Origin of the sequence: Geitlerinema sp. PCC 9228 (assembly GCF_001870905.1) — a bacterium.
GTDB lineage: Bacteria > Cyanobacteriota > Cyanobacteriia > Cyanobacteriales > PCC-9228 > PCC-9228.
The window spans coordinates 23,467-44,494 of record NZ_LNDC01000177.1 but is presented as its reverse complement, the minus strand read 5'-3'; the positions used below and the strand labels follow the sequence as shown (position 1 = coordinate 44,494).

15 protein-coding genes, 1 pseudogene and 1 CRISPR repeat array are annotated in these 21,028 nt (G+C 44.2%); of the genes and pseudogenes, 4 read left to right on the top strand and 12 right to left on the bottom strand.

The window, feature by feature from the left end; genetic code table 11:
• Positions 1 to 11 precede the first annotated feature (11 nt).
• The 11 genes and pseudogenes from cas6 to AS151_RS21725 all read right to left on the bottom strand — a co-directional run bounded on the left by cas6 (position 12) and on the right by AS151_RS21725 (position 13,286).
• Positions 12 to 806 carry a CRISPR system precrRNA processing endoribonuclease RAMP protein Cas6 gene (gene cas6, locus AS151_RS18990; RefSeq protein WP_071518645.1) on the bottom strand — a complete coding sequence of 265 codons (795 nt, stop codon included), beginning with the start codon at positions 804 to 806 and terminating at the stop codon, positions 12 to 14.
• A 2-nt stretch (positions 807 to 808) separates the two neighbouring features.
• The gene (csm5, locus tag AS151_RS18985; RefSeq protein ID WP_071518644.1) at positions 809 to 2,101 is read right to left on the bottom strand and encodes a type III-A CRISPR-associated RAMP protein Csm5; all 1,293 of its coding nucleotides are present in this window, start codon (positions 2,099 to 2,101) and stop codon (positions 809 to 811) included.
• Positions 2,101 to 3,228: a type III-A CRISPR-associated RAMP protein Csm4 gene (gene csm4 / locus AS151_RS18980; RefSeq protein ID WP_071518643.1), complete on the bottom strand. Its 1,128-nt coding sequence runs from the start codon at positions 3,226 to 3,228 to the stop codon at positions 2,101 to 2,103. Before csm4 ends, csm5 begins: the two co-directional genes overlap by 1 nt.
• A gap of 27 nt (positions 3,229 to 3,255) precedes the next feature.
• Complete coding sequence (gene csm3 / locus AS151_RS18975; RefSeq protein ID WP_071518642.1) at positions 3,256 to 4,209, bottom strand: type III-A CRISPR-associated RAMP protein Csm3; 954 nt, start codon at positions 4,207 to 4,209, stop codon at positions 3,256 to 3,258.
• Positions 4,210 to 4,211: 2 nt separating this feature from the next.
• On the bottom strand, positions 4,212 to 4,688 hold the full coding sequence (gene csm2, locus AS151_RS18970; RefSeq protein WP_071518641.1) for a type III-A CRISPR-associated protein Csm2: 477 nt from the start codon (positions 4,686 to 4,688) through the stop codon (positions 4,212 to 4,214).
• Between the two features lie 135 nt (positions 4,689 to 4,823).
• Positions 4,824 to 7,211, bottom strand: a complete 2,388-nt coding sequence (gene cas10, locus AS151_RS18965; protein ID WP_071518640.1) for a type III-A CRISPR-associated protein Cas10/Csm1 — start codon at positions 7,209 to 7,211, stop codon at positions 4,824 to 4,826.
• Positions 7,212 to 7,711: 500 nt separating this feature from the next.
• Positions 7,712 to 8,176 carry a hypothetical protein gene (locus AS151_RS18955; protein WP_071518638.1) on the bottom strand — a complete coding sequence of 155 codons (465 nt, stop codon included), beginning with the start codon at positions 8,174 to 8,176 and terminating at the stop codon, positions 7,712 to 7,714.
• Positions 8,177 to 8,766: 590 nt separating this feature from the next.
• Positions 8,767 to 10,407: a CRISPR direct-repeat array (repeat unit 37 nt; unit sequence GTTTCAGTCCCCTTGCGGGGATTAAAGGAAATGAAAG).
• A gap of 254 nt (positions 10,408 to 10,661) precedes the next feature.
• Positions 10,662 to 11,066: a hypothetical protein gene (locus tag AS151_RS18950; RefSeq protein WP_071518637.1), complete on the bottom strand. Its 405-nt coding sequence runs from the start codon at positions 11,064 to 11,066 to the stop codon at positions 10,662 to 10,664.
• A gap of 324 nt (positions 11,067 to 11,390) precedes the next feature.
• Positions 11,391 to 12,142: pseudogene (locus AS151_RS21040) on the bottom strand (IS5 family transposase).
• Positions 12,143 to 12,241: 99 nt separating this feature from the next.
• A complete protein-coding gene (locus AS151_RS18935; RefSeq protein ID WP_139240775.1) occupies positions 12,242 to 12,847 on the bottom strand; it encodes a hypothetical protein in 606 nt (201 codons plus the stop codon).
• A gap of 10 nt (positions 12,848 to 12,857) precedes the next feature.
• The gene (locus AS151_RS21725; RefSeq protein WP_139240773.1) at positions 12,858 to 13,286 is read right to left on the bottom strand and encodes a hypothetical protein; all 429 of its coding nucleotides are present in this window, start codon (positions 13,284 to 13,286) and stop codon (positions 12,858 to 12,860) included.
• 259 nt (positions 13,287 to 13,545) lie between these two features.
• On the opposite strand from AS151_RS21725, the gene AS151_RS18930 reads away from it, so the two are divergent.
• Positions 13,546 to 14,991 (top strand): TIGR03985 family CRISPR-associated protein, encoded by a 1,446-nt coding sequence (locus AS151_RS18930; protein ID WP_071518634.1) that lies wholly within the window; start codon positions 13,546 to 13,548, stop codon positions 14,989 to 14,991.
• Positions 14,992 to 15,141: 150 nt separating this feature from the next.
• Positions 15,142 to 16,824, top strand: a complete 1,683-nt coding sequence (locus AS151_RS21715; RefSeq protein WP_071518633.1) for a choice-of-anchor K domain-containing protein — start codon at positions 15,142 to 15,144, stop codon at positions 16,822 to 16,824.
• Here AS151_RS21715 and AS151_RS18920 read toward each other — a convergent pair.
• The gene (locus tag AS151_RS18920; RefSeq protein WP_071518632.1) at positions 16,821 to 18,038 is read right to left on the bottom strand and encodes a DUF790 family protein; all 1,218 of its coding nucleotides are present in this window, start codon (positions 18,036 to 18,038) and stop codon (positions 16,821 to 16,823) included. The two genes, AS151_RS21715 and AS151_RS18920, sit on opposite strands and share 4 nt — an antisense overlap.
• Positions 18,039 to 18,156: 118 nt before the next feature.
• On the opposite strand from AS151_RS18920, the gene AS151_RS18915 reads away from it, so the two are divergent.
• Both AS151_RS18915 and AS151_RS18910 read left to right on the top strand, forming a co-directional pair.
• A complete protein-coding gene (locus AS151_RS18915; protein WP_071518631.1) occupies positions 18,157 to 20,139 on the top strand; it encodes a mechanosensitive ion channel domain-containing protein in 1,983 nt (660 codons plus the stop codon).
• A 50-nt stretch (positions 20,140 to 20,189) separates the two neighbouring features.
• Positions 20,190 to 20,984, top strand: coding sequence for an ATP-binding cassette domain-containing protein (locus AS151_RS18910; RefSeq protein ID WP_071518630.1), 795 nt, complete (start codon positions 20,190 to 20,192; stop codon positions 20,982 to 20,984).
• Positions 20,985 to 21,028: the final 44 nt, after the last annotated feature.

Genomic DNA, 21,028 nt, shown 5'->3' with positions numbered 1-21,028 from the left:
TTATAGAAAATTCATGCAACCGTTTTCTCTTCCATAGATGCCTCCGGTAACATCAACTCTGTTTTTCCCATCCCCAAGCGAGTCTTAATTCCCGTACCAGCAAATCTGCCATATTCAATCAATAAATGAACTACGTTGGCTAGCAACGGATCGACACGATGGAAAGTTCGTAACGTAACGCTTCCGGCAAATCCGTTAATGTATCCCTTTGAAAGTTGAAAGCGGCTGGTTTGGATATTGTGTCTTTGGATAACCACCGCATCTTGTAAATAGGCAATCAGTTCGTCGCCGCCTAGGTAAATAGAGGCAAAATGATTCCATCGTTCCAACCAACTGCGAAACATTAACGTGGGAACTGGTAGCGGTAGGTGGGTTTTGCCTTGGGAGAAAGCGGTGGGAGATAAAAAACGCAGGTTAAAATGTCTGGTGGGTTCTGGTTCTTCAGCGACAGTAGCAGTGTATAATTGTTCGTAGGTTGTCGTGGTATCTTGGCGATCGCGAATGTGAAACTGACCTCCTAAAAATGCCAATGTTGGCGGTAATTCTAAAGATGCGATCGCTTTGGCAGCAGCTTCGTTTAACCCACACAAATAGAGGGTATAGCATTCTTCTGGATGAAACGTCACGTATTCTTTGGACGTGGAACAAACCCCAATAATTCCCGATGACGTGATTGGGGGAATATCGTTGCCTCCCATTTCCCATCCCAGGCGTTGGTGTAGTTCTTTCGCCAAAGCAATGCGATAGGAACGAGGAATGGTCGTTGCTTCCGATACAGCAATTTGCCATTTAGACTCAATTAACATAATTATTCCAATATTTTTAAGTTAGTCCAACCGGGAACATAGCGAATTTCTCCCTTTGAATTTACGACAGTACGCCGAGATTTGGGAGCTTCAAATTGAGGAGCTGCAATACCACAGGCATCGCGAATTTTCTCGACAAGTTCTTCATCCAAACACAATCCCACAGTCGTTCCCAACAAACCACTTCCCCAGCCAAGGCGTAAAGAATAGGGACACGCTTCTTGTTGATAAACTCTCTCTTTAATTAAACTAAAATCTAAATTGCGATCGCCAGCATTGGGATTACTAGAGATGTTTTGCCAGTAAATTCGTTCGGCTTCCCACTGTTCTTGAGCAAATTCCTGACAAATATTCAGCAAATCCTGCGTGTTTTGGAAGGGTAGTTTCATGCCTTGTCGGTGTTTAAACCACTTGAGCATGTCTGTATCTACGCTAATGGAAAACTCCGTACGAATGTTATGGATAATTTCTACATATAAAGAAGCTCTATATTTGGCTTTTCCGTTGGGAAATCTGCTGGAAACAATAACTTCAGCAATTGCTGGAATATTGTACGGAATTTTCTTATCTCTTCTTTTGATAACAGTAAACTCTATAGGTTGCGAATCGGTGACTTGAACAGCTCGCATGAAATCTGTATTGGGACTGGGTTTATTTTTGGTTTTTGCTTGCTTTCCTTGATAACTTAGTTGAAAATTAGCAAAGATATCGTCCATGAATAGTTCATCATCGGCAAACTTGGCTGTTTTTTTGAGCGAACCACCTCCGATCCGTTCTCTTAACTGCTGTTCAATATGACTCGTACGCTTTTCTTCGGGAAGTCGATATGTGTCTTCGTGTTTTAGGAGATAATATGCGATCGCGGTACGAATAGCTCCTTTAATCGAAGAACCGGGAATATATAATTGTCCCATACCGTTTCTGATAGCTGGACGCAAATCGGTGATGCTATTATTGGTCCATTTGCGACAAATGCGATGCTTGGGAAAAAGCGGATTGCCGCGATCGTCTTTTTCCCGTTGCCACTCATCGCCAAATACATCTTCCAGCAGCGAAATAATAGATTCTCTTGCTTCAATTCTAGCGATATAATCTGGAAGAGCTCCCCGTTTGTACAAAGCTCTTGCCAACGCTTCTGAGTTGGGATAAAAAACGCGATCGCTGGTGGCGACGTATTCAAAAGGATTTAAACTTTGAAGTTCGGAACCAATATGCAATAGAGGACTGGTTAGCCGAATACGTTTGGTATCGTAAAAATTTGGTTTGGGAATTGCTTTATCTGAGGTCGCTACCATTACGAAGCCTCCTTGGTATTGTCTTTGCTTGCTGTTTTCACTTGAATGGGAAGACTGAGACCAATGCCATTGCGATAAATAGAATGAGCTTGGAAACTCGGTGGCGTAACATCAGCCAACGTACCTTCAGGAACACCGGCAAATACCGATCCCTCTGCAAACATCCTCACCATCTGGCGACGAGATTGACGACCGGAAAATGGTGAAAAAACCCAGCCACCGCGTTCGAGAATTTCGTAACCAATATTCTCGCCGCCATTCATTAATGCAGTTAGTTTTGAAGCCTCGTTTTCCCAAAGCAAGCTCAGCAAACAGCGATAGGAACTAGTTGAAGGAAATTCCAACAATTTTTGCCATTGTTCGGGTAACTCTTCAAAAGATTCTACCTCAAAACGTCCGGCACCTGTGGAACGTTCGCCGCCAAGACCGTCTTCTCCCAATAAATGCAGTGCAGCTTTCAAATTGCTTTCTAGTTGGCTATCTTCTTCGGGAAATTCCAAAAGAAAATACAATCCAGCTAAATTTTGAATTCCATTGTCAGTGGATTCCCATTGGAACTGTACGAGACCAGTATGGTACAAATTGGTGGCTTGGGTTGTGCGATCGACGGAAATTCGTGGTACTTTATGGGACTGGTATGCTTTGCCATAATCAAAAGTACCTTGTTGCCACAAGCAACCATTGGATTTCCCTTTGGTTTCTGTTTCTAATTGTTCGCGATCGCTTTCTGTAAAACCTTTCCCTTGATACCAACGTTGCCATACAGGCAAAGGAAGATATTTTAACTTTTTGTAGCTTTTAAAAAAGCTCAAATCCTCGTCAGGATAGTTCGGAGGAAATTGCAAAGGACGGGGAAGGTAGTAGATATCTTGGTAGTTTTTGTTTGTGTCTTGATATCGTCGGTAGACAAATGTAGAACTCATTCGCACTGGTGGCGAACTTAAAAATCTTGTTAATAAATGTTCTACTTCATCCTTGCCAAACAAACGAGCATAAGCCGTTATCCAAGCACTAAATAAAGTATCCGACTTTACTCGTTCGCCTGTTTTCTCAATACCAATGCCTACTTCCCCAAAATGGACGGGAGTACGTCCAAAATTGAGTTTGACCAATCTCCAAACGCTCATAGTAAATTCATATTTGCTTGTTTGCTGCTATTGTTCATCGAGAGAACCGCGAATTTGTTGGTTGACATTACCAAAATCTTCTAGGAATTCTGGTGTATTCTCTTTCTGGTAAATGGGATCGAACGAACTGCCACCGTTTCCTACAATATCCCTATATTTTTCGATGCTGCGATAGTACAGTTTAAAGTTATGGAAACTAATTTTCCCGTAGCCGCGAGAACCGTGTCCTCCCAACGCATCGTCTTCTAAAATAGCCAAAGCGATCGCAATATTGCGCAAATCTTCTTCAACTTGATTGGGGTCTTCTACGGTGTAAACCAGTTCAAAATTAAACTCGGTTCCTTTAGGAACTCGTTCCAACTGACGGGGATTGGCAGCCGCCGTTACGCGGTCCAAACCATTTTCAAATTTCCACTCCGTCATGAACAATCCCGTATCAATTTTTTTCAGGTCTTCCGCAGATTTTGGCGTTAGATGAGCGTCGCGAACGAGCAAACGAGCAGGAGCATTTCTGCCTCTGATGAAACTATATTGTTTGCCATTTTCATCCGTCTCAGTATTCTGGTATGATAATTGTTGGTCCTCGGCTATAGAAGTTTCAATCCAGCAATTATTTCCAGTCGAACCAAAAACACGACTTAACGGACAGTGTTTTGCTCCTTGAAACCAGATTTTTTGTCCTTGAACCTTGGAATATCCATCCTCTAAATCATCGCTTTCATAACGATAAGTACCCGAACCTCCCGGACGATTGAGAGGTTTGTTGAGCAAACGTTCTAAAATTGAACGCAACTTGCCTTTGATAGAAGATCCAGCAAGGTAGGGTTCTTTAGTGAGAGGATCGCGAAGAACTGGCTTATCGATTCCACCAATCTCCAATGTTTCTCCGCCGCCACCAATATGCAATCCAGTTTCGACACGAATCGTACTAACCAGACGCAGTTTTCCTTTTAAGGGTTTTTGTTGGAAAGATGCAGGCATTTTTATTTTCCTCCAGCTGCTTTGTGATAGGCAATAATGGCTTCGATGAATTGTACGAGACGTTCAAAATCTTGAACGCTATGAACTTTGTCAATGGCTACTGACATAACGTCACTTAGAGGCTGTGCCGAACTTTGCCTGGCAGCAGCATAAGCCAATTTGGGTTTGAGGAGGACAATATCTGCCTCAACATAGTCAAATTTGGTCTGTTCTGGCAGTTTTTTCGGTTCGTCTGTGTTTGCTTCCTGTTGGGTTTTGTTTGTATCAATATCTATTTGGGATAGTGTGGTTTTGACGCGGTTTATGGCGTCAAGAAACTTGCGAATTTGGTTCGTCTCCAAACGTTTCCTTTTTAGATAAGGACCGAATCCTTCTGCATCTTCAACTAGCTTCCGAATGGGATAATCTTTTAAGCCTTGAAGACTCTGGATTCTTTTACATAAATCTTGTTCCGTTTTTTGTTGATTTTCTTCTGGCATAGCTTGTTACGTGAAGTTACAGTACAAACATTTTATCGATGCTAGAATCAGGTTTAAACGCTGTAGATATGCTTGCATTATAGCATATTTTGACTCAAAGAAAGCCTCTTCTCCAAAAAATAAAAGATTAAAAACTTACGATCGCAATTCCTCCTCTTTTTCTTTACCTGTTGTCGTATCGCTGGAACGATTGAGCAATTCCAACCAAGTTGCGATCGCGCGAAAATAGGGAGCATTATAAGGACTGAGCAACGCCTTTCTGACCTTTTCAAACTCTGGATTGTCACGCATGGTTTGTGGCAACCTAGCCAACGTGTAAGCAACCTTTGGCAAATGCAGGTAGTAGCGTAGGTCTTTATCCTGTTCTGGATATATTTTCTGTTTTTCCTCCAAATCCTCAATCGCTTTTTCTTGCAGTTGAGCTGTGGCTAGCAAATTTCTGAGGAAACTTCTAGCATAGCCAATTTCTAACTGGTTCCGTAGAATATCAACGGTTGGGAAAATTCCAATAGGCACCTCCTCCTGGGGAAACTCTTCCCGAGAAAAATAGTTTTCGAGATTTTGTAGGAAAGCATCCAAAACGCGATCGCGATTTCCCAACCACTCATCCCATTTGAACACTTGACCGAACATTCCCAAGCTATCTCGACCATTTCCTTTTGCTTTCTCTTCTGCGTCACCAGATTCCTCTGCTGCTTGATAGAGGGGAAATTTTGTTTCTGCCAAACTAATACCTCCAGAAATACTGATGTTGGGATTGTATCCCGTATGCGATCGGAAACTCTGGTAGATATCAAAAGCAAACTCTACCACTTCATTCCAACTGCCGCTGATAAACAAATCATCACCACCAGCATAAATAAATAGGAGGTTTTCTCTCTTGGCACTAGGCGTTAATTTTCTGGCATTTGGCGGCATATTCTCCTGACGATTGGCTGCCAAACTGTTTAGATAGACCTTAAAGAAATAGCTCATCTGGCGCGATAATCCAGTCAAACGCGGTAAAGTTTGCGCTTCTCCCAATCCTTGCGCAAAAATTGTTCCTAAATTATCGACATCCATACGCAGATAGCCAACTCTAGGAATCCCTTCCGCGTATTCCACCATTTCTTCAGAACGTATAAAATTGCTTTGTTCTTGTTCGCTTTCTTTCCCATAGTTCCCCAGGAGCAAAGGAACTGGATTTTTGAACAGTTTAAATTGATAATTGTCAATGTTCCAATTATCTACCAACAGAACAGTATCGGATTCAACAACCACCGGTTTATCGCTATCAAAAAGATGGTACCAAATATCTTCTTGATTTAGAGAAGGCGTTGCTGGTAGTTGGAAATGAATAGAATGGCAACTCCCTCGAATATCTTTTCGGTGCGATCGCACAATTGCCTTGACCTTTAATAAATCCCCACCTAGTTCAAACATTTCACGACAAGTTTTACAAGCTAGAGGGGAATCCGGTTCTTGACGGAGGGGATGTAACTTGGGTTCGTCATCGCGATGGCAAACCCGACAAGGTTCGTAAGTAGTTTGCTTGCCAAGTAAAGTCTGGAGTTGGTTTTCAAATTTACGCGCTTTTTGTTTGGCTAATTTTTTGGTGGCTGCAGACCAATACTCAGAGAATTCTTTGCTTTGAATGTTATTTCTATGGAATTCAAGATGGTCTAAAGCCAAAAACACTTTGCCTTGAAAACAATCGAACAACCAATGATTGATTTGTTCGCGAACTTGCGCAACTTTCCTTTGGGTATCTTCACCAGCTGGCGCGAGTACGTATAAATTGCCGCCACCAGCATAGACAACATTGGTACGAGGCAACTCAAGATTTTGTAAAAGTTGCTGTACCACTTCCTCTGTTACCAACTCTAGATAGAAACTTCGTGCGCGTAAGGATTTTAAAGCACCATCGGATGATATGGTATAAATAAAGTTCTGAATTCCTGATAAATCGCCAGCTACCAAAGCAATGTTTTCTGCTTCGGGATTTTCAGCAAGGGTGGCTGCGATCGCGGCTGTCGATTTGGTAATATCGGTAAAAGCGACATCCTCTTCTCCCAAATGAATATAGGAGCCAAATTTTTCGACAAATAAGGTCAGCAACGCCAAGTTTTGCCAGTCATATTTGTTTAAATTCCTTATCTGTTCCTGAATTTTTTGTTTCAGTTTTTCAAAATCCATATCCGTTGGATCGCTACCAGTAGGATAAGAAAGAGGATAGGGAATTCGGGGATAGAATTCTTCCCCAACCGTTTCAATTGCTTGCGGTTGCCAGTAATGACGCTTAGGTTTTATAGATTCCGATTCTGAGTTGGAGGAACCTATACCATCGAACAGCAGACGTAATGCGCCAATATTGTCTGCCTCTGACTGCCAAGATAGGAGTTCTTTGGCTATTTCCATTGCTTCCAAAGACGCTACATCCTCACAGCCATCAGGCAAATTCGTACCCGACCAGGTGGCAAGTGTCCTTACAGCTTGCTGAAAAACCCCCAAAGCAGCTTTATAGGCTGATTTCGTATTTGACATAATCGCCGTTCCTCATGTTTTTGACCAACTTGGCTGGCAACTCCTTGGTTTTACCATACCGATTTTGCTGATTCTCAGGACGCTCCATTCGCAATTCTTAACGATAGATAGGTAACGAACCTCCTTGCCTTGACGGCTGGCTTCATCAACAAATGCTATATACCATTATAATAAAATTTTGAACTGGGTAATTCAAATATATTTTGCCTCTCTAATGCTCACCAATGGGGAACTTCAGCGATTTTACACCATTTCGATTGCCACTAGATATCCCTGCGATCGCGGGTACTGTTCAAAAAAAATTCTACAGTTAGCCAGCGAAATAGCTAGAAAGTCCTTTGTATCGAAATTTACACCAACTTGTATGCATCTACCCACGGCAAACACGAGACGCATTCCTCTTGATGTTCCCCCTGGCAGGAACACGCTGAAGGTGAAGCTGCAACTGTTTTTTGCGTTTCGCGATATTGCGGAAAGTTGCTTTTTGTCAATCCTTCCTTTCAAAGGATAAACGTATAAATAACGTTGCCTCGATTGTCAACTCTAAAGGTGGCATTATATTCCCCAGCAAACTTGTCAAGGTACTTTCTGGCTAACTTCCCAGAAATTTGAGCTGCTACAGAAAACTGAAATACAGTAATCTCTCCACCTTGCTGCTGAACGAGGTTGAAGAAAATCTTGCGTAGGCGTTGGTCTTCTTTTTCTTGCTCTCGCTGCGCTTCTCGTTTATTTTGTTGTACGATACTCCATACCAGATAACTTCCAATAGCTGTACTGGGAATAGGGATAGTTAACAATACTGTTACCCAAATTGTGCGAGCTTCGGTTGAGGAAGGAGGAGAACCAGCAAGGTCTGGATTAATGATAAATACAATACAAAGGATTAAGAGCGGCACTCCCAACAATAGAAAAAATCCCGCCAATATTTTTTTAATCAATTTTATGGTTGCTTTTATGAATTTCATGGTTGTTTCCCCTCAAAGTTAAATGGCAGTTACTGCTATGGATTTTACTTCCAGTGCATTTCAGCCACTTGTGACTGGTGGAGTCGTGCAACTTCTGCCTGGTCTGTTTCGCGATCGCATTTTTCATGCTGAGTTTCATCAAAGGCGATTGGTATCGCGGCTTTCGATGGTACTTGTGCTTGTTTGGTGGTTGTTTTCTGTTTTTGTATCTGCCTCCTGTAGCTTCTAGTGCGTCAATTTACGTTTTTCTAATAGTACCCTGCCTTTAACCAAGAATCCACATTTGGTTAAGATAGCGAAACCTGCGGTTACAAGGTCGATCCAAAGTTTTTTACCAATCGATTTGGAGGAACTTTGAGCAATTTGTGAGTTTTATGTTTTGCGACGCTTGTTATCGGGTACAGAACTCGCTTTGCTTCTAGCGATTTTATAGGTTAACGATTTGCCGGCGATAAAAATTGAACCACCAGCGTTTTCACTTGGTGGTTCGGTTGGTCATTTGGAAATCAAAATTGCTTCGCGATCGCCTTTTTTAGTGAGGCAATATTCGCAATTGTATTGTATTACTCACACTGTGGCAAAAATTTCTTATTTCAGTTTCCTTGCGGGGATTAAAGGAAATGAAAGAAGAAAAATGCAGGAATTATTCCAAGTAGTTTTAGTTTCAGTCCCCTTGCGGGGATTAAAGGAAATGAAAGCCTCTCCAGGTGGCGGGCTGCCATTTTGGCAGTCGTGGTTTCAGTCCCCTTGCGGGGATTAAAGGAAATGAAAGCCTATTGAGTTCTATTCAATAGCAGCGAAAATAGTTTCAGTCCCCTTGCGGGGATTAAAGGAAATGAAAGCAAAAGTTCAGGTAGTGACCGGTGGAACCAACAAGTTTCAGTCCCCTTGCGGGGATTAAAGGAAATGAAAGTACTCCCACATGACATCCAGGTACCTGCGGTCAGGTAGGTTTCAGTCCCCTTGCGGGGATTAAAGGAAATGAAAGCTTTTCCCGCTCTATTTCTCGTTTCCAGAAACTCGAGTTTCAGTCCCCTTGCGGGGATTAAAGGAAATGAAAGACCGTCAGGAAAAGCATGGGGAAACCGTTTTGTCATGTTTCAGTCCCCTTGCGGGGATTAAAGGAAATGAAAGCGGGGAACTTTGAGTGGGAAAAACGTTACAGAAGAGTTTCAGTCCCCTTGCGGGGATTAAAGGAAATGAAAGTCCTTCCCTGGCGCGACTTGGTGGACAGTGTTGCGTTTCAGTCCCCTTGCGGGGATTAAAGGAAATGAAAGCTGTTGCTGTTGGTATTGTTGGCGAGCTTGTTTCAGTCCCCTTGCGGGGATTAAAGGAAATGAAAGATAATAGAGTAAATAATGAGGTAAACCATGAAAGGGTTTCAGTCCCCTTGCGGGGATTAAAGGAAATGAAAGTCTATTATGATATAGAAAAAAGGTCGCCCCTCTGTGTTTCAGTCCCCTTGCGGGGATTAAAGGAAATGAAAGTTTTGCCATGTGGTATGGAAACGACGATGCATTAATTGTTTCAGTCCCCTTGCGGGGATTAAAGGAAATGAAAGTCAAGACCCTCGACAGTCCTCCGTTAAGAAGGTTTTGTTTCAGTCCCCTTGCGGGGATTAAAGGAAATGAAAGGGGGTGGGGGTGGCGTTTCATCGCTGCCGTCGTCGTGTTTCAGTCCCCTTGCGGGGAGAAATGAAAGCTTTCTCAAAAACGCGATGCTCTCCAGTCGCATCCGTGTTTCAGTCCCCTTGCGGGGATTAAAGGAAATGAAAGCAGGAAGCCGCGGATCGAGAACAGGTGGTTCGGTTCGTTTCAGTCCCCTTGCGGGGATTAAAGGAAATGAAAGATTCTATCCAGATAAGCCGTATCCCCTCGCGCTTCGCGTTTCAGTCCCCTTGCGGGGATTAAAGGAAATGAAAGTCGCGCCCGCGCAACGCGGGTTGGCTTGAAGATTTTGAAGTGAAATCAAATGTTTCAGTCCCCTTGCGGGGATTAAAGGAAATGAAAGCCGCCAACAAGGAGGCTTACGCGAAATTTTTGGCGGGTTTCAGTCCCCTTGCGGGGATTAAAGGAAATGAAAGAAGGAACGCCACACGAGCAAATCGTGAACGTTAAGTTTCAGTCCCCTTGCGGGGATTAAAGGAAATGAAAGCTCCAAATACAATGTATTTGGAGAAGGAGATGCATTCGGGTTTCAGTCCCCTTGCGGGGATTAAAGGAAATGAAAGAGCTGGCACTCACAAAGCAGATGAGGAAAGGATTTCAGACCCCGTTCCGACGAGGCTCAATAAAAACGCTTCTTGAGAAGCAATAAAGGGCACCTTCTCTCAATAAAGCTCTAACTGAAACTTCTGAAACGATTGAATTGTCTAGGTTCTAGCGTTTTTGACGAACCCCCCGGGGTTTTTGCCTCCGCTTAGGTTCGTCGGAAACTGTTTTCATTGTATAGTAGCTTCTGGAACTTGTCTAGTTTTTCCCTGAATTTAGAAATTGTCGAACAGACTCAATTCCAAAAGGTGTCTCATAGAATCGCCAAAGTCCGCTCCTTCCTTGGTTTTGTCGAGGATTTCATAGATATCTTCCTCTGGCACTTCCTTGGTAAACACCTCTCGCTGCATCGTATAGAAATGTGTATACGTTCCCTCAGTCTCCAGTTCGGCAGTTACGATGCGAAAACCTTGCGCTCCCAACTGGTTCAGAAAGTCGTGTAGCGTTTGACTATTTTTGGGTTTAATGCGTTTGCCGTTAACATACAGATTCATGATTTCATTGGTTATGCCACGTCCTAGAAGTTGTACCCTAATTTGTAAAAACTGATAGGCTTTGCGGGTTTTGGTTTGGTTGGCGCGATCGCTTTCCATTTTTTTTATCGTGAGTTCATCTTCCATACATAGTATCCTGCTTTTCCTTTCCAAGCGACATTGATTAACAAAGCGAAATATACGATCGCAACATGGCTTGAGATTGATTTCTAAAACATGGCACTGAAATAAGCTAGATACGTAGCCAAAAACCAACCAAGATGGTTTGGACAAAGGAGTTCCCGCAACCACAAATTCCATATGCTACCATGGAAAAGTTTTGAATTGGGTACTTCAATATGGAAAGCGCATTTCCCTACCCGCCAACACCAGATGTTTTGCAGTGGCTGTCAGCCGGTCAGCTTGCCAACCGCTTCCTGCGATCGCTGAAGTTTAGGACGTGTTGACATTTTACCTGATCCAAATATGCATGATTCCAATATAAGCAAAACTTAAATAATTCCGCAGTAGTTTGTCATAGCGAGTAAAAATCCGTCGGAAGCGCTTAAGTGTATTGAAAAAACACTCTACCAAATGGCGTTCACCATAGCGATGGTGGTCATATTCGCGAGGTATTCGACGGTTTTTACGGGACGGAATCACAGCTTCCATGCCCTGTTGTTCTAACCACGCCACTAAAGTCTGGGAATCGTAAGCTTGATCGGCTAAAACGGCCTCAGCTGTGTAGCCTTCCAGTAGGGCAACCGCTTGAGTAATATCGTGTCGCTCGCCTCCAGTGACTCGTAATTTCAAGGGATTGCCCAACCCTTCCGTGCTGGCGTGGAGCTTACTACTAAAGCCACCTCGACTACGACCTAATCCTTGTTGTGAGGTCCCCCTTTTGCACCCGCAGCACAAGGATGGGCGCGGATGACAGTGCTATCAATGGCAAGATTTTCCAAGTCAAACAGATCGGCCACAGCATAGCTTAACTGCTGCCAAATGCCTTTCTTACTCCAACGGTTGAAGCGCTTGAAAATGCTGTTCCAATTCCCATAATAAGCAGGCAGTTCGCGCCACTGCGCTCCCGTTTTGTCAATCCACAAAACCGCCTCTACAAAACGACGATAATCACTCTCTCGACCCACATAGACGCCGGGCAGGGCTCGCAGTTGCTTGACGACTCGTTGCCATTGTTGCTGTTGAAGTTCAACTGAAGGCATATCCTTGTTCAAAGTCGCTTCCGTTGTAATTTATCGAGTCCGTTTTCAGAATGTCAACACAACCTAATAATTTCTATCTTTAAAAAGAAATGAAAACCTTTATTTTTTATATCTTAATTCGAGATTTTTAGCTCTGTTAACAAACCATCTTGTATATATAACATACATAAAAAAATTTAATATACTAACGGTAATTTTATATTCCACTTCTAAATCTATGTATGTTATAGATAAGAAACTTAATAAGCTAGGAATTGCTAAAAATAATAAAACTATGGCATAGTATGGATACAAAAATTGATTGTTTGATTGTTGTTGACTGGTATTTGAATCACCCCTCAACCAGTTTTCCCAATTGAGAATCAATTTATTAGTTTTGCTCTTATGTAAAAGTAAATTAATTCTTGCTTCTAATTTGTATAAATATATCCCTAGTCGAGTAACTCTTTCTGCTTCTCCAAGCCAAATACTTAATATAATTATTCCAATTGCAGGTAAGAAAACTGAAAAAACCATGAAAGATATATCTTGAAACCCATTAATTATAGAATATACTCCGATATAGGACATAATGGTTAAACTTAAAAAACCAAAAAGAGCTACCAAGTTTCGATTAGCGATGGACTGCTTCATTTCTGAACGTAATGCATTATATTCCTGCATCACAAAAATTATTAAAAAAATATTGTCTTGAAAATTATTCATAAGATGCAAACTAATAACTCTCTGGAGGTTTTTGAATTCTGAATAAACCTCCTGCCAGTCCCAATAAGGCAAAACCATTTACAATAGAGCTAGGTAATTGTCCTTTGATAAACAACACTATTATAGCAGTTATTGAAAGTATTATCGCAACTGGTGCTGAAATCCATTTACTAAATATTTCAGGTTCATGTACGGTAGGAGTATATAGATATATCGAGGAAGCTGTTATTAAAGTTCCTAATATAGTTAGCAAAGAAGATAAAAAATCTACATATTTTTCAAACCAACTCCACTGTTCTCCTGTAACAGTAGATATAGTTCCATAAAATATGAATATCAATCCTGCGTAACCAAGAAAGTTAACAAATTTTCTAAACGTAACTGCTAAAAGCTTATGAAAGAACTTTTTTCTATTATTTATTGGTGATTTATTAGACATAACATGTTAAAAAATAACCATTTTAACAGATATTCAAAAATGCCTTTACTTAATAAACATTGTTGAAACTAATCTCTCATAGAGATTTCCCATAACTATACTTTTGTACAATAAATTACTTTGATTGCAGTGTCAACCTATCATATCAAGAAAATTTTTCTGTTTTTTTACAATCGCTAACCAAAACAAGACGATCGCCCTGCCGCAACTACAAATTCCATATGCTACCATGGAAAAGCTTTGAATTGGGTACTTCAATATGGAAAGCGCATTTCCCTACCCGCCAACACCAGATGTTTTGCAGTGGCTATCAGCCGGTCAGCTTGCCAACCGCTTCCTGCGATCGCTACGATTGTGGGTACTGCTGAAAAAACTGTATGGCGAAAACAACTGGCAAGGGGAACTGCCAGACCCCTTTTCCTATCCCCAACTGCGCGATCGCTTGTACGCCGCCACCCACAGCAAAAGCGACCAACTCCCCACCGAAAAACTCATTCGCCACTGTCGTAAAAGCCGTTGTATTTGCCAGCAAACCAGCCAAAACCTACTAGGCACCATCTCCGACGAATGGAAACAGCAAATTATCCATCTCACCGGCTTTACCAACCAAGAATTAGACACCTACCTGCAAGAACGTCCTTTCGCCACCGTTCACCGTTCCATTCGCCAAGACTTAAAACAACTGGTTAGCTTGGGATGGCTGGAACAAGCCAAACGCGGTCACTTTCGCCTTCTCCCCCACGCACAACTGCCAACCTTACCCACCACCAATACCGTTGCCACAGAACCCCCGACCGAACTTTCCCTTTCTAGCGATCGCTTGCGGGAACTCATTCCCGTCTTAGAAGATATTGCCTTCGTTCAACCCAACTTAGAAGTTCTCATCGATACCTTTTGGCAGCAGCTTTCCCAAAACGCCAACCAACCCCTCCATCCCCAACGTCACACCAAACGCATCTTCGTTCACATGGATTATATTTTATCCGACGAAGCACAAGACCGCGTCGATACCTACCAAGAACAATTGGAACAGCTTTGGCGTACTGCCGAAGGTGGCGTCATTCAATTTAGCTACTGGATTGCCAAAACCAACAAACAAGCCAACATTATCACCTATCCCGTTTGCTTGCACTATCTCCGCCGTGCCAAATATCTCAGTGCCTATGGCTTAGACCCCCAAGGAAGCTTACACTGGCATAACTATCGTCTCGATCGCATCAGCAGCAAGAGCCTCACCGTTCTTCCCTGGGGAGACCCGCAAATTCCCCAACCCCTGAAAAGAATGCGCCGTCGCGGGGAACTGCCGCAACCAGAATACGTACGCCAAGAACTTCAAAATGCCTGGGGATTTAACTTTTACCATCCCAAAGCGTTTCTCATCATGCGTTTTCCGGCAGACTTTGCACGCTGGTATGTGGATGACACCGTTCGCCATCCCACATTTGTCAAAGTTGACTATCAGGATTTGCCAGAACTTATAGCAAAAAATATTCGCAATTCCCAAGAACAAGAAACCGTTCAAAATATTTTGCGCCAGCGGTCTTCTCAAGATGTTTACTATTGTGCTTGGATTCGTACCAATGATATTAACGTTCTCATGCGGTTGCGGGATTGGCGACCCAACGGAGAAGCGATCGCGCCTCTGTCTATACGAAAACAAATGAAAGCAGAAGCTATGGCAGAACTATCCCACTATGAAAAATGAAATTCTCCCAATTTTTTCGATATCCGAGGAACATAGAGACAAATTGAGTTGTCTAGTACCTTCAATGACCATAAATGCAGCCAATAAAATATAAAACGCTGCAATTGGATCCATCGGGGATTGAAGCAATTTATTTCCAGGAGAACACCTATGAAAACGCAGATGAGCCAGCAAGTTTTGTCAGAAGAAGAGAAAAATGGCTCTACCGTTGTCTCTGACGAGGGGGAAGTCACCATCCTTGACGATGATGACGATGATGACGACGATGACGACGATGATGATGACGACGATGACGATGATGACGATGATGGGGATACTCCCAGCAACGGCAGCGGGTCTGACGACATGACCGGGGAAAACGGTAACGGATCTGACGACGACAGCAACGGCAGTACCTCGACAACCTACGTTATCGGTACATCTGCTGGCGAGTTCTCCCAACCAGAAAACCCGCAATCGCAAGCCGTTATTGACATTTCCGACCGCAACGGCGGTACCGACAATCGCTTTGAATGGGGAGAAGCGGTTTCCGATAGCTTTAACAGTGTCTTGCAGTTTGACGGTACCAACTTATTTGCTGCCGAACCAGGAGAACCGTTTAAGGTCGGTCAAATCTTCTATCGCAACGGTACGATTGAAGGTGGCACTGGCTTCGACGGGGATTTTGGTTTGGATGTGATTTTGGATATTGAAGGAACTCAAGAAGACCCGGAAGCCTTCAATTTCTTCTTCAATATTCTCAATACTCCCAACGAAACTGGCGATCCTGTGGAAGATGCCGACCGTTTGCGATTCTCCAGCAGCGGCTTGTCGCCGCAAACTTTTGAAGTAGATGGCGATGTCTTCACCATGGAACTGCTTGGGTTTTCCCAAGACGGCGGCGAAACCACGGAAAGTGGCTTTGATTCGCCAGAAGAAAGTTTCGATATTGCGTCGCTGTTTGCTAGGTTGACCCAGGTTTCCGATGGTGACGATGATGATGGTGACGACGACGGGGATACAGATTCTCCGTTTACTTCCCTATCGCAAGAAACCATCATCGAAATTCGCAATGCTGGCGGTGTCTTCATTGGCGGCGATGAAAGCGGTGAAGGTGCGATCGCTGGATCGGTGGTTCTCGAAACTTCCAGCCAACTCAATCTGTTCTGGAGTACCACCACGTCGGCTTCTCTGAGTTTTGAACGCAACGAGTTCTTCCAGCTAGAAACCAGCAGCCAGCAAATCGACCTGGAAACCCTTGGCGAAACTCAAGTCGTTGGTTCCGATAGCGGCGATACGGTGGCTGGCAGTTCCGACAACGATGCCATTGTGGCTGGTGACGGCAATGATGATGTCAGTGGCAGCGATGGTAACGATGTCATTATCGGTAGCGACGGCAATGACAACTTAGAAGGTACCACCGGCAGCAACACCATCAATGGCAATCGCGGCGACGATACCATCACTGGTGGTAACGGTGTTGATATTTTGCGTGGCGGTCAAGGCAACGACGAAATCGACGGTGGCGATGGCAACGATATTCTGCTTGGCGATTTAGGGGAAGATACCCTCATTGGTGGCAATGGCAGCGATACCTATATCCTGCGTTCCGAACTGGAATCCGGTAGCAGTACCGATATTATCGCCGATTTTGAAGCCGGTAGCGATCGCATTGGTCTGACCGTTCAAACCCAACTGGTGTTTGAGGTAACCGATTTCAACGGCGATGGCAGCCAAGACGTAGCCATCCAACTGCAAAGCGGTACCACCATTGGCTACGTTCTCGACACCAGCAACACCACCCAGGTAGAATCCGCGACGCTGCAAGTTCCCGAAGAAGATTTTGCTCTCTAATCTGGCAACACTTCTAACACCAACTTTGGCAGTAGCTTATCTTTAAACCATACAACACGAGCGGGGACATGGCGCACGTCAATCCCCGCTTTTTCTAAATTTAACCGTTCGGAAATTGCTAAAATAATATCCTCGCGATCGCTTTTGCGTACCTGTGCGAACTTTTTCTGCAAGTATTCCGGTCGCCAATAGCCAATAATTTCCAACAAAAAGGTTCTGCCGTCGGGATGAACCAGCCGAAAATCGGGAATCATGACGCTACCGGGAATGGGAACCAAATCCACCTCCCGTTCCAACTGCCATTCGGTTTTGGTTTTCTCCCAGCGATCGCAAAATCCCTGTTCGATGGCGCTATCGTAGGTTTTACCTGGCGGATAGTGGCTGACCAACCCGCAATCCGAATTTAGAGAAAAATAACCGGTTTTGTACTTTCCCGTATAAACATCTTTATGCTGTAGCGTTGCCTGCAAACTCCAACGAGTCACGTGTAGCAACGCCGGAATCATCTTTGCCAGTGCCAACCCGTAGCGGGTACTGGTTTTAAACAAGCTAGCGGGTCCGTCAATGGTAATGGTAAACCCATAATCGGCATCCCCTTCGATGTAAGCCATCAACTGAAACAATTTCAAATAGCGAAAAAGTAACTTATATTCCCCCGGTACGTTGCGATGTGCGGTAATAACAATGTGGCTGGCTTTGTAGAAAATTCCCTGAACTTGGGAAAGATTGTAGCGATGCAGCAAAGCTTCCGGCGTGGGGGTTTCCAACTCCGTCAATATCTTATTTTCGTTTAAATCGGCATACAATCCATCTTTGATTTCGCTGGGAAGAACCTCCCGTTCCAACTGTTGTGAAAGCTGCGTGGCTAGTTCGTCTAAGGTTTTTTCCGTTGATTGGCGACAGGGAACCCGATTGGCAGCCATGGTAAATACCTGCCGCCGCAGTTCTACAGGTTCCAAAGGACTAACCACTTCAAAGGTAGAAAAACTGCTGCGTAAAATATGCGCCAATCCCCGGATAATGCGATAATCGGGACTATCTCCTTCAAATTCCCGCAGTTGCCGGTCCAATTCTCCTTGAGAACATCCCCTGGCTTCGACAAACAGGTCGATTAACGAAGCTGCCATGTTGAGATATTTGTCATCGATTGGCAGCCGTTTGGGAACAATGGTTTCTCCTTGCAGGCGGTGGATGAGTAGGTCGGTGGGAAGCATAGGTGATTGAGGAGGGGGAGGAGTGGGAGGAGTGGGAGGAGGGGGAGGAGGGGGAGGAGGGGGAGGTTAGGATGGTGGGGAATGAATTGTTTTATCGTACGGATCTAAAGATTTCTGTATGCCAAAAGTTCGTATTTTGTCGTTGTTGTTTGCTGCTATTTTGGTGGTTTGGCTGGGTGGCATGTCGCCAGTGCATTCGCAACCAATGTCTGCCTCTAGCGAGAGTAACACAGAACCAACTTTCTTCCAAACTGTGGTTGACCATCCGAAACCGGCGGCAGCGACGACCACAGACAACAGTAGCATTCCTGTAGACGAACTCAAGTTGCTGGTGAAGCCGCTAACGTTAGAAGAACTGCAAAATGAGGCGGCAGCTTGGTTTTTCTTGTTGAAGCAAAAGGTACAAGCCATCAGCGAAACGGAAATTGCTATTAAACATCGCAATCGCAAAATTCAAGCCATGGAAGAGGCAGCGAATGCGGTCCAAAATGCTCAGGAAGCTGCTTCTGCGGCTGCGCAGCCAAGCAAGTCGGAAGAATATTCCCAAATCGAACAAGCAAAAGAACAAAGAAAACAAAGTATTCGACAAGCACAGCAGGCGTTGCAAAGAGCGAAAAAAGCAGCAGTTAACATTCAATCGGATTACAGCTTGCGCGCTACGGTAGAACAAGCGGAAATTGAAACGCAAGATAAGAAAACGCTACAACAGGCTAAGGAAATTCTCGATAAGCTTGAACAAGAACGAGATAAAAAAGAACCGAACCAGTCGAAATATAAGAAGATAGCGAAAAAAATAGAAACTCTACAAACGGCGATCGCGGATTTTGAAACAGCGAGAGATAAGGAACAAACCATGGAACCCGATGCTCCCGATTATATTGAAGTCAGTCAAAATTTGGCCATAACCAGGGAAAACCTACAAGCTGCGATCGCGGATGCCGTAGGATTTCCGGGGATTGCTGGTGCTACGTTCGAGCAACAATCCATATCGGAGTTAGAAGCGATCGCGCAATCTTTACAATCGGACCCCAACTTAGAAAAGATTCGTTCTAAATTAACCAACGCGATCGCCACCGAAACAGAAATCAAAAACCAACTGGTCAAAGATGTCACCGAACTACAAGGAGAACGCACCTTACACATCGATCGCTTGCAAACCATTTTAGACGAAATCGACAAAAAAGGCGGTCTGATCGCGCCCTATCAAAAATACATCCAAGCCATTCGCGGTACGGAAATCGACGTTCGAGATACCAGCGGTTTGGGGGTACGGTTGATGGGTTGGTGGCAATCGGAACAGGGAGGTCGGCGTTGGCGGAACAATATCGTTATTTTTACAGGAATTCTCGCGATTGTCACCCCTTTCTTTCAAATCCTCGGTTGGCTTCTCCAACAAATCTTGCAACGAGTTGGCAACACGCCGCTGCTACTACGCCAGTTTTTGGTGGTTTCTGTCAAACGCAGCGGTATCTTGGTAGGGTTGTTGCTAGCGTTGGCTGTTTTGCAGGTTAATTTGGGACCAATTTTGGCGTTGCTGGGAGGTGCAAGTTTTATTTTAGCCTTTGCCTTACAAACCAATATCAGCAATTTTGCCAGCGGCTTCCTGCTAATTCTCTACCAACCGTTTCGCATCGGCGATGAAGTACAATTGCTGGATATTTGGGGAGAAGTGGAAGCCGTGACGCTAGCCACCACTAGAATTCGCGGGTTTAATGGGGAAGCGTTTACTATTCCCAACGAACGAGTTTGGCAAAATGTGATTCAGAATAACACCGGTACGCGATCGCGTCGTATCTACATTAGGATTCAAGTGGATTACTATGAAAACCTAGCTGAGGTAGAACGAATTTTCCGCGAAACCGTGCGATCGCATCCCTTCATTTTCGACAACCCACCTCCCTACATATTGCCTTGGGAATATACCAACTCTACCATCTGCGTGGGCTTGTGTGCGTGGACCGACACCCAAAAGTTTTGGGATGTACGGCGGGAGTTGTTTGAAATGATTCAAAATGGCTTGGCAAACGCTAATATTGCGATCGCCTATCCTACAGAAATTCGGATAGGATACCAACAGGCTAAAACCGATGCTTCCACGTAGCTTGCAGCACAAACAGCACAAGTTCTCATGCAACCTAGTTCTCTTGCCAAATGAGTGCCATTCCCACCGACAGGAACTCCCAAACCAACATTGTAGAATTTCACCAAGTTAGCTACCAAATCCGCCGTCGCTTTCTGATTCGCAACCTTACTTTCTATATCCAGCGCGGCGAAACTTTGGTATTGTTAGGACGTAGCGGCAGCGGCAAAACCACCACCCTGAAAACCATCAACCATTTGCTGGTTCCCACCCAGGGAGAAATTTTGGTAGAAGGCAAACCAACCACCCATTGGCATCCCATCCAACTGCGACGGCATATCGGGTATGCGATTCAAGATGTGGGATTGTTTCCTCACTTTACGGTCGCTCAAAATGTGGGATTGGTGCCAAAATTGCAAGGTTGGTCCCGCGATCGCGTGCGTTCTCGGGTAGAACAACTGCTAGAATTGGTAGGAATGGAAGCCAGTCGGTTTTGCGATCGCTATCCCCACCAACTTTCTGGCGGTCAAAGACAGCGTGTCGGCGTGGCAAGAGCGTTGGCTGCCGATCCACCGTTGTTACTCATGGACGAACCATTTGGCGCTCTCGATCCGATTACCCGGGTAGAATTGCAACAAGAGTTTGCTCGCTTGCAGCAACAGTTAGGCAAAACCGTGGTTTTCGTTACCCACGACATTCAAGAAGCATTTACCCTAGCCACGCGCATCGGTTTGATGAAAGCAGGAGAACTGGTCACGCTGTGTACGCCAGAAGAATTTTTGCGATCGCAAGATGACCAAGCACGTGCTTTTACTCGCTGTTTGTATGCTGTCGAAAAAACGCTGCAGCAATACAAGCGATCGTAATCTATAAAAGATAATATCAAACTTGCAACCAAAAATCAAGCCTT